This is a genomic window from Arthrobacter sp. Hiyo1 (assembly GCF_001263615.2).
In the GTDB taxonomy this organism is placed as follows: domain Bacteria; phylum Actinomycetota; class Actinomycetes; order Actinomycetales; family Micrococcaceae; genus Arthrobacter.
The window spans coordinates 997,446-1,000,815 of the sequence record NZ_DF952469.1 but is presented as its reverse complement, the minus strand read 5'-3'; the positions used below and the strand labels follow the sequence as shown (position 1 = coordinate 1,000,815).

At 63.8% G+C, this 3,370-nt stretch carries 4 protein-coding genes; 2 read left to right on the top strand and 2 right to left on the bottom strand.

The window, feature by feature from the left end; translation table 11 throughout:
• Nucleotides 1–14 precede the first annotated feature (14 nt).
• Nucleotides 15–350 carry a helix-turn-helix domain-containing protein gene (locus AHiyo1_RS08875; protein WP_059388322.1) on the bottom strand — a complete coding sequence of 112 codons (336 nt, stop codon included), beginning with the start codon at nucleotides 348–350 and terminating at the stop codon, nucleotides 15–17.
• Entirely contained in the window at nucleotides 351–1,475 is a 1,125-nt protein-coding gene (locus AHiyo1_RS08870; protein WP_059388321.1) for a tyrosine-type recombinase/integrase, read from the bottom strand.
• Nucleotides 1,476–2,036: 561 nt separating this feature from the next.
• Between AHiyo1_RS08870 and AHiyo1_RS08865 the strand changes: the two genes are divergently transcribed.
• Together AHiyo1_RS08865 and AHiyo1_RS24190 are read left to right on the top strand one after the other, a co-directional pair.
• Nucleotides 2,037–2,435: a helix-turn-helix domain-containing protein gene (locus AHiyo1_RS08865; RefSeq protein WP_059388320.1), complete on the top strand. Its 399-nt coding sequence runs from the start codon at nucleotides 2,037–2,039 to the stop codon at nucleotides 2,433–2,435.
• Between the two features lie 14 nt (nucleotides 2,436–2,449).
• The gene (locus AHiyo1_RS24190; protein ID WP_148667467.1) at nucleotides 2,450–2,629 is read left to right on the top strand and encodes a hypothetical protein; all 180 of its coding nucleotides are present in this window, start codon (nucleotides 2,450–2,452) and stop codon (nucleotides 2,627–2,629) included.
• Nucleotides 2,630–3,370: the final 741 nt, after the last annotated feature.

Here is a 3,370-nt window from a genome sequence, read left to right as displayed (position 1 = left end):
GGATGCGGGGCCGGTCACTGTGGCTCGTGTGGCCTGCGGATCGTCGCCCGGATCGGTCGGAGTTCGCCGATGCCCGGGCCGGTGTCGCCGGCGACGTGGCGCAGCTCGCGGACTTCCTCGATGCGGAATTCGAGCAGGTCGGCGGCGGTGCATCCGAGGATGTCGCAGAGCGCGGCGAGCAGCTCGATGTTGACCCGTTGCGGGGGCTTGGTCACCAGGCGGTGGACGTATTGCCTGCTCAGGTGGACGTCCCGTTCTTCCAGCAGCGGGATCAGCTCGCTGGTCTGGAACAGGCCCTTGGCGGCCATGAGCTGGCGCAGGTTCCATTGCATGCTCAGTTTCCGTGCCATCTACGGCTCCTTTGTCGGCGTCGGGGTGTAAACGCGTTTCAATGCGGACTGGAGGGCCTTGTTTTTGAAGTCGTTGCTGACCGAGGTGTAGATCGCGGTGGTCGAGGCATAGGAATGGCCGACCTGTTCCTGGACGAAGCGTTCCGGGTAGCCGAACTCGATCAGATGCGTCACGTAGGAGTGCCGCAGGCAATGCAGCGTCAGTGCCTCGTCCAGGCCTGCCTCGGAACGGAGCCGGTTGAACCGTTTGTCCAGGTGCTTGGCCGAGACCCGGCTCAGCCGCTCGCTCACCCAGAGCGCAGCGTGGTTCTTCGGGCGCACGATCGGGCGGCCCTGCTCGACCCACTGCTTGAGACCCTCGATCGCCCAGTCGAACTCGGGGACGGCCAGCACCGTGCGCCGCTTCGGGGTCCCGCCCTTGGACGATTTGCCGTGGCGGACGTGGATGGACCCGTAGGTTCCCCAGTGCGGCATGTGCGGATTCGGCCGCAGGTCGGCAACATCGAGCTGGCACAACTCGTTGCGGCGCAACCCGAACGCGTAGGTCGTCTTGATCATCTGCGCATCCCGTAACGCGGCCAGCGCGCCCTTGCGGCCCGAGCGTGCGACCTGCTCCACCCGGGTGTCCAGGAAATCGAACAGGTGTTGCAGTTCGTCGTAGGTGAACGGGCGCCGTTCCGGCCGGCCCTCGTAATCATGCAGATGCGCGACGGTATTGAAGTCATGACATACCTGGGAGGGGATCTGGTCGAACCGGTCCGCGCATGCTTGGATCCACCCATAGCGCCCGTCGGTCAGAAAGTCGCAAAACAGCCGCAAGGTGAAGTGGTAGCCGCGAATCGTCGAGGGCGCCAGCCGGGCGCTGCCGGACATCAGCGAGACCGTGAAGTCCTCGAGATCGCCGGCGGTCCACTCCCACGGATAAGAACCGGAAAATTCCGTGAACCGCCGCAGCAACGCCATCCGCGGAGCAATCGTCGTATCTGCCAGCAAGCGGGACTTCTGCTGCCGCTCCCACCCGGTCAGCATCGCCTCGAACACGGCCAGCTCCTCGTCCAGGTGCGCGATTCCGTCCACCAGGACCAGCCGCGCCGATCCCGGAGCCTCGGCCACTTCTACCCCCATGATGACTACGTAAATCTTACGATGTCACCTTTAAGTTACCATGGTCGAGGAAGGCCAATCACCACGCGGGTCGCGCACCAGGACATTGGAGAATAGACCCCAGGCCCCGGTGCTGGGGTGTCACTTTTCCGTCTTTAGGCGTGAGTCCTGCCTTGGGTGCCAGAGGTGTGCATCATGCGGATGTTCAAATGATGCACACCTCCTTCAGCGGGTCGAGGGGTGTGGATTGTTATACTGCTTTGCGTTGCCTGCTTAGATGCACGCAGATGCGGCGCGAGCATAGAGAGCGTCCAGGGCGCCTTAACCGAACTTTCCGGGTACCGTGACCTTTTCCTGACTGAGTACGATGAGTTGCGGGACGGGAGCCGCAGATAGCAGCGCTGAGCTGAGGCCACCCGGACCCAACCTAACGAGCCGCCGCGTGACCAATCGCCCGGGGCTGATAAGCCTACTAATATAGGAGGTTCGGAGACGACGATTACCAGCCCCGACCACGCACTTCATCTGGCACGCCGCGCCCTGGCCCGTGAAGACCTGGGCCGTCTGGACTATTTGAGGGCCTTGCGCGAAGCGGTGCAGCAGGGACTGCCGCAGCGCGACATAGCCCGTGGCCTGCACATCACCCAGTCCGCCATCAGCCAGGCCCTGACGAAAGCTGAATCCAAGGGCGTGAAGCCGATCCCGGAAGGGTTCAGCGGAGCCAGCCCCCACGAAATCGCGGAGCGTTACGCCGCCGGGGACATAGACCGGAACGAGATGATCCGCCAGCTCTCCGCGTGGCCCTATGCGAAAGCCCCCGACAACACGGAACAGCTGGCCATGGAGTGGAAGGCGATCCTTCCCCCCAACCCTCCCGGAACATTCGAAGAAGTGGGGGAAGCTTTCGACAGGGGGCTGATCGACGGGGACGCCTACGACATCATCCTGGACGCGGCCGAAGACGCTCCCGACCTGCCGTGACTACTCTGTAGAGCGTGACTGCTGACGATCAGGCCGCCGCGCACCGTGCCCATCTGGAACGCCTGTGCGCTGACGGCGGACCGCTGACCGCCCACTCCCGGTACGCGACAACCCAGAATCCGGAATGGTTCAACGTCAAACGTCAGCAACCGCGCCAGGCGAGCGGTTGGTGGTGCCCGTACTCCCGCGCCTAAGCTTTGGGCGACAGCGGGGGAGCGGCCCCGCTTCCCGGACTCGGATTTGCATTCTTTGGGGTCCCCCGTGTCACGACAGCCGCACTGTCATTCCTGGGCCGACGCGCCGGTCCTATGGCTGCTCGGAACCCGGAGGCCTTTCGGAACCCGGCTGACCACAAGGTTGCTGAGCAAGACTGTTTTTGTCTTAACCTCCCGAACAGAATCCGGAACCTCGATGACTGCCAGTGCTTCATTCCTTCTTTCGCGGACCGTGGGCTCTTCTTCGCGGGCCCCGCTAAGCGTCCACGCCTACGCCCCGTACATCTTGGCCGGGACCGCGGTGGCCGTCTGGATCACTTCCCGACGTTGGACCGCACGGGGCGGTGCGCCTGGGCAGGTGCTGAACATTTGCCTTTGGGCGGTGCCCGCAGGGATCCCTCGGGGGCCGGATCCACTACGTCATAACCGACCGTGATCTGTACTTCTTACCGCGGAAGAATCCGTGGAATGCCTGACCAACACGATCCATCGCCTGAGAACCTGAGGAAGATATGTTCAATCGGATACGAATTCGGCCTTGGCCCCGTGGACGAGGCGTGCTCCCAGGCGGTACGGGGTCCAATCCGGCCCGTACACCCGTGCCGGCTGGCGTGGCCTCCGGCAGGAACGGGCTCCTGGACACGGGAACAACGCTCGGCCGGATCCTGATCTTCCTGGGCGTGAGCGCCGTCTGCGGGATGCTCGTTGCCGGCCTGTTGG